We start from the raw sequence: 5,910 nt of genomic DNA on the forward strand, positions 1-5,910 counted from the left end.
CCCGCCGCGCCCGCCCCGGCGGCCGCCGCCGGGGCGGGCGCGGGCGCATATCCCCGGGCCGGTCGGATAGTGCCTCCCCCATGCGGGAACCCATCGCGTGGGAGGACCTGGACGACGACCAGCTCCTGGCGGCCGCAGACCGGCTGATCGCCGAGGAGCCGATCCGGCCCGAGGTGGTGGCGCTGTACGCCGCGATCCTCGGAGCGGGCCTGGAGCGCCCGTGGCGGCGCGCCCGGCCCCGGCGCCGCACCCGCCGCCGCGAGCGGCGCGGGCGCCGTTCGGGGCGACCCGGACAACCCTGACAAACGAAACACGATTCGGCCGGGCGCCGGTCCCCGAAAGGGGTCGGCGCCCGGCCGCGGTGTTTCCGCCCTCCGGTCGCACCGCCGTTTCCGGCTGGTGCGGAAACGGCGGTGCGTCCGGAAGTGTAGGGGTTCCGAAAACGCCGGTCGCGCGCCGATGGCGGCGTATTTCCGCAGGTGAACGACTCATCCTCCGTATCCTCCGGTTCTGGCGAGCCGAAATCGCGACCGTTTCGGGTGCGGCTTTTCGTGTATCCCTGGGCGGGGTATCTGCATGGCGCCTCCCCCCGCACCATCGACGAAGGGCACGCATGTTCGCGAGTGAATCGGCGGGGATCAAGGTCGAGCCCGGCCACCCGCTCTACCGGGGGCTGAGCCGCGGGTTCAACCCCCGCTGGGCGGCGGAGCCCGACTACATCAGGATCGTCAGCAGTGCGGAGGAGACCAGGGGGGCGCTGCAGGCGGCGCTGCGCGAACGCGCCGACCCGGGCCGCGACCGCATCACGGTGCGCTCCGGCGGGCACGCCTACGAGGACTTCGTGTGCGCGCCCGACGTCCGGGTCATCATCGACGTCGCCCCCATGAACCGCATCCACCACGACCCCGCCATGGACGCGGTCTGCATCGAGAGCGGCGCCACCAACGGCGATATCGACCGCGACCTGGTCAAGGGCCTGGGCCTGCTGCTGCCCGGCGGCTCGTGCCCGACGGTGGGCGCCGGCGGCCACATCACCGGCGGCGGCTTCGGCCTGTTCTCCCGGCAGCACGGGTTGACGGTCGACTACCTCTACGCGGTCGAGGTCGCCGTGGTCGACGCGCGGCGCAACGTCGAACTGGTCACCGCCCGCCGCGACGACGGCGATGACGGGCTGCGGGAGCTGTGGTGGGCGCACACCGGGGGCGGCGGCGGCAACTTCGGAATCGTCACCAAGTACTGGTTCCGCGACCTGCCGCCGGCGCCCCGGCACATCCTGCGCGCCGAGGCCGGCTGGCCGTGGGCGCACATGGACGAGAGCGCGTTCCGCGAGATCGTGCACAACTTCGGCACGTTCTTCCGCGACCACCAGGAGCCGGGCGACCCGCTCGCCGGCATGTTCGGCATCCTGCTGCTGACCCACAGCAGCAGCAAGCAGGTGGGCCTGATCACGCAGATCGACGCCGGGCTGCCGGACGCCGAGGACGCGCTGCGCGAGTTCACCGGTCGGATCGACACTCCCAGCCACGTCGACCTGACCGACCTGGAGGAGCCGCACGGCGACCACCCGCTGCTGGTCGGCAGCCGGGAACCGCAGTCGGTGCCGTGGACCGTCGTGCCCCGCATCGCCGGGCTGTGGACCAACAACGACAAGGCGGGCAAGTACAAGTCCGCCTACCTGCGCGAACCCATGCCCGACGATCAGGTCGGAGCGGCGTGGCGGCGGTTGAGCGCGCGCCCCGACGTGCCGCGCGAGGCGGTGGTGCAGGTCGACTCCTACGGGTCGGCCATCAACCGTCCGCCGTACGACACGGCGGTGGCGCAGCGCGACTCCGTCCTCAAGCTCCAGCACCAGGTGTACTGGCCGGAGTGCGGGAGCGGCGAGCCGCACCTGGCCTGGATCCGCGCACTGTACAGCGAGATGTACGCGGGCACCGGCGGGGTGCCCGTCCCCGGGACGGCCACCGACGGCTGCTACGTCAACTACCCCGACGTCGACCTGGGCGACCCGGAGTGGAACACCTCGGGCACCTCCTGGGCGGAGCTGTACTACAAGGAGCACTACCCGCGGCTCCAGCAGGTCAAGACCCAGTGGGACCCCGGTGACGTGTTCCGGCACGCCCAGTCCATCCGGCCCCTGGTGTGACCGGGTCCGGGCCGGCGGGCGCCCCGCCGGCCCGGGCCGCCCGCCGCGCCCCCGGGGGACGCCAGGTGTGCCCGGCGGGCGGCCGGGTAGCCGGGGTGACCAGGGAGGCGGCACCCGCCGGGCACGGCCCGGGCGCGGGGGCCGCCGGCGGACACCACCGGGGAGGACGCGATGGCGGGGGAGACCGACCGGACAGCGGGCGGGGAGCGGCCGCTCGACGCGGGGGCGGAGGCGCCGACCGACCTCAAGGCGGCGTCGTGGTGGGCGTCGCTGCGGCGCGCGGTCGCCGAGTTCAAGGACGACAACCTGACCGACCTCGCTGCGGGGCTGACCTACTACGCGGTGCTGGCGATCTTCCCGGCACTGCTGGTCCTGGTGTCGCTGCTCGGCCTGCTCGGGCAGTCGAGCACGGCGGTGCTGACCGACAACCTCGCGCGGGTGGCGCCGGCCGAGACCGCCCAGGTGCTCACCTCCGCCATCGAGAACCTGCAGGCCAACCAGGCCACGGCCGGGATCTTCGGTATCGCGAGCCTGGCGATCGCGCTGTGGTCGGCGTCGGGCTACATCGCCGCGTTCATGCGGGCGTCCAACATCGTCTACGACGTGCCCGAGGGGCGGCCGATCTGGAAGACGCTGCCGATCCGGGTCGGGGTGACGCTCGCCATGGTCGTCCTGCTGACCGTGAGCGCGGTCGGGGTGGTGCTCACCGGCGGCCTCGCCGAGCGGGTCGGGCAGGCGCTGGGGATCGGGTCGGCGGCGGTGACCGTGTGGGACATCGCGAAGTGGCCGGTGCTGCTGGCCATCGTCGTGTTCATGATCGCCCTGCTGTACTGGGCGTCGCCCAACGCCCGGCGCGGCTTCCGCTGGGTGAGCCCCGGCAGTGTGCTCGCCCTGGCGATCTGGCTGGTGGCCTCGGCCGGGTTCGCGTTCTACGTCGCCAACTTCGGCTCCTACAACCGCACCTACGGCAGCCTGGCGGCCGTCGTCATCTTCCTGGTGTGGCTGTGGATCTCCAACATCGCGATCCTGTTCGGCGAGGAGTTCAACGCCGAGGTCGAGCGCGGCCGGGCGATCGCGGCCGGGCACCCCGCGCCCGAGGAGCCCTACGTGGAACTGCGCGACGTGCCCAAGCAGCAGCGGCGCGCCGGGACGGCCGACCCCGGCCCCCGCGAGCACGAAGCGGGCGGGGGCCGGGCCGGCGGACGCGAGTCGAGCGGCGACCGCCCCGGGTGAGGCCCGGCCCGGCCGGCGGCGCGCCCGCCGGTCAGGGCCTGCCGAACGGGGCGAACGCGGAGCCGGCGGTGCGCTCCAGCACCCCGCGCACCTCCATCAGCGCGCCGATCACGGTATCGGCGAGTTCCGGCGTGTAGCGGGCCGAGGGGATGGAGCAGCTCAGCGCGTCGACCGCCGGGCGGTCGTAGCGCAGGGCCACCCCCACGCAGCGCAGCCCCACGACGTTCTCGCCCCGGTCGGTGGAATAGCCGCGGGCGCGCACCTCGGCGAGGTCGCGCAGCAGGGCGGGGCGGTCGGCGAGCGTGGCCGCGGTGACGGCGGGCAGGTCGGCGGGGAGCAGGGCGTCGACCTCGGCGTCGGTGCGCTCGGCGAGCAGCGCCTTGCCCAGGGAGGTGCTGTGCGCGGGCAGCCGCCGCCCCACCCGGCTGAACGGGCGCAGGTAGTGCCGGGACTCGCGGGTGGCGAGGTAGATGACGTCCGCGCCGTCGAGCCGGGCGAAGTGCAGGGTCTCGCCGAGCTGCTCGGACAGGGCGTCGAGGTGCGGGCGGACGAGCGCGGTGCGCGGGTCGGCGTCGAGGTAGCTGGTCCCGGCGAGCAGCGCCCGGATGCCGACCGCGTAGAGCGAGCCGGTGGGGTCGGTGCGCACCCAGCCGCGCGCGACGAGGGTCTGCAGCAGCGCGTACAGGCTGGAGCGGGGCACGCCCATGCGGTCGGCCAGGGTGCGCAGGGTCGCGGGCTCCTCCAGGCCGCTCATGATCTCCAGGAGTTCGACGGTGCGCGCGGCCGACTTGACCTCGCGCACGCCCTGCGGCGTGGGTGCGTCGCTCACCGGTGCCCTCTCCCGGCGCGGGCCGGCGCCGCGCCGTCGTCCCTGGGGGAACATGCCGTCTCCATGCGTGGACGATAGCGCACGCGGAACCCGCCGCGGCCCGGTCGCGGCGGCGGTCGCGGGGGCGGTGGCCGGACCACGCGGGACGGGCCCGGGGTGTTTCCGCGCTGTTGACGGGATGTGGCGGCCCTCAATACCCTGGCCAACGCATATGAAATCGCCGTCTACATAGGGAGACAAGTGGGGGTACGGGGCCGACCCGGACCACCCGCGGACCGCCACCGTCCCACCGCCCACCGCCGCTCCCGCGCGGCCCGCCGCGGCCCCGCCCCGCCGTGCGACCACCGGAGGAGACCCCGTGCCCCAGCCCACCGCGAGCCGCGTCGCCGACGTGCGCGTCACCCCCATCCTCATCACCGACCCGCCGCTGCTCAACCTCCAGGGCGTCCACCAGCCGCTCACCCCGCGCACCGTCGTGGAGGTCCGCACCGCCTCCGGCCACGTCGGCCTCGGCGAGACCTACGGCGACACCGAGTACCTGACCGCCATCGAGGCGGTCGCCGCCCGCCTGGAGGGCACTGACACGGCCCGCCCCGCCGACCTGCGCACCATCGTCGACCAGGTGTGCGACTCCGCCGCCACCCTCGGCTCCGCCGCCGACGTCCCCGCCTCCGGCCTGCGCGGCAAGCGCGACCTCGGCAAACTCAAGGCCAGCGTCTTCGCCGCCTTCGAGACCGCCTACCTCGACGCCTGGGCCCGGGTCCTCGGCGTGCCCGTGCACGCCCTGCTCGGCGGCCGGGTGCGCGACCGGGTCGACTACAGCGCCTACCTCTTCTACAAGTGGGCCGGGCACCCGGGCGCCGAGCCCGACGCCTGGGGCGCCGCCCTGGACCCCGACGGCGTGGTCGAGCAGGCCCGCGCCCTCATCGACCGCAACGGGTTCCGCTCCATCAAGCTCAAGGGCGGGGTCTTCGCCCCCGACGCCGAGATCGCGGCGATCCGCGCCCTGCACCGCGCCTTCCCCGGCCTCCCGCTGCGCCTCGACCCCAACAGCGCCTGGTCGGCCGAGACCGGCGTGTACGTGGCGCGCGAGCTGGCCGGCGTCCTGGAGTACCTGGAGGACCCCACCGCGGGGATCGACGCCATGGCCGAGGTGCACGCCGCCACCGGCATGCCGCTCGCCACCAACATGTGCGTCACCGGCTTCGACGAGGTCCCCGAGGCGTTCGCCAAGCGCGCCGTCCAGGTCGTCCTCTCCGACCACCACTACTGGGGCGGCCTGCGGGCCACGCTCGACCTCGCCGCCCTCTGCCGCACCCACGGGGTGGCGGTCTCCATGCACTCCAACACCCACCTCGGGATCAGCCTCGCCGCGATGACCCACGTCGCCGCCGTCGTCCCCGACCTGCACCACGCCTGCGACACCCACCGCCCCTGGCAGGATGAGGACGTCATCACCCGGCCGCACACCTTCCACGGCGGCGCGGTCGAGGTCTCCGACGCCCCCGGGCTCGGCGTCGAACTCGACCGCGACCGCCTCGCCGACCTGCACCGGCGGTGGGCTGACAGCGACGTCCGCGACCGCGACGACGCCGCCGCCATGCGCGCCGTCGACCCCGACTGGCACGCACCCCGCCTCCCCCGCTGGTAGCGGTGCCGCGACCGGCCGCCCGGCCGCGCCGCGCCCGCCCCGCCCCGAACCAGG

General features: G+C 74.6%; 5 protein-coding genes. 4 read left to right on the top strand and 1 reads right to left on the bottom strand.

Annotated features, from left to right (window positions below; all coding sequences use genetic code 11):
- Window positions 1-80 precede the first annotated feature (80 nt).
- From NT8_RS26710 to NT8_RS26720, 3 genes are all read left to right on the top strand, one after another.
- Complete coding sequence (locus tag NT8_RS26710) at window positions 81-302, top strand: hypothetical protein (RefSeq protein ID WP_067975479.1); 222 nt, start codon at window positions 81-83, stop codon at window positions 300-302.
- Between the two features lie 311 nt (window positions 303-613).
- A complete protein-coding gene (locus tag NT8_RS26715) occupies window positions 614-2,143 on the top strand; it encodes an FAD-dependent oxidoreductase (RefSeq protein WP_067975482.1) in 1,530 nt (509 codons plus the stop codon).
- A gap of 171 nt (window positions 2,144-2,314) precedes the next feature.
- Window positions 2,315-3,376 (top strand): YihY/virulence factor BrkB family protein, encoded by a 1,062-nt coding sequence (locus NT8_RS26720; protein ID WP_084469309.1) that lies wholly within the window; start codon window positions 2,315-2,317, stop codon window positions 3,374-3,376.
- 31 nt (window positions 3,377-3,407) lie between these two features.
- Here the strand turns inward: NT8_RS26720 and NT8_RS26725 are convergent, their stop codons facing one another.
- The gene (locus NT8_RS26725; protein WP_067975485.1) at window positions 3,408-4,205 is read right to left on the bottom strand and encodes an IclR family transcriptional regulator; all 798 of its coding nucleotides are present in this window, start codon (window positions 4,203-4,205) and stop codon (window positions 3,408-3,410) included.
- A 358-nt stretch (window positions 4,206-4,563) separates the two neighbouring features.
- On the opposite strand from NT8_RS26725, the gene NT8_RS26730 reads away from it, so the two are divergent.
- Entirely contained in the window at window positions 4,564-5,856 is a 1,293-nt protein-coding gene (locus NT8_RS26730) for a glucarate dehydratase family protein (protein ID WP_067975489.1), read from the top strand.
- Window positions 5,857-5,910 lie beyond the last annotated feature (54 nt).

This window comes from Nocardiopsis trehalosi NBRC 14201, from assembly GCF_001552555.1.
GTDB lineage: Bacteria > Actinomycetota > Actinomycetes > Streptosporangiales > Streptosporangiaceae > Nocardiopsis_B > Nocardiopsis_B trehalosi.

What these genes read in the sequence shown, in the direction of transcription:
- NT8_RS26720 (WP_084469309.1), top strand. Translation starts at nt 2,315, where the DNA reads ATGGCGGGGGAGACCGACCGGACAGCGGGCGGGGAGCGGCCGCTCGAC.
- NT8_RS26715 (WP_067975482.1), top strand. Translation starts at nt 614, where the DNA reads ATGTTCGCGAGTGAATCGGCGGGGATCAAGGTCGAGCCCGGCCACCCG.
- NT8_RS26710 (WP_067975479.1), top strand. Translation starts at nt 81, where the DNA reads ATGCGGGAACCCATCGCGTGGGAGGACCTGGACGACGACCAGCTCCTG.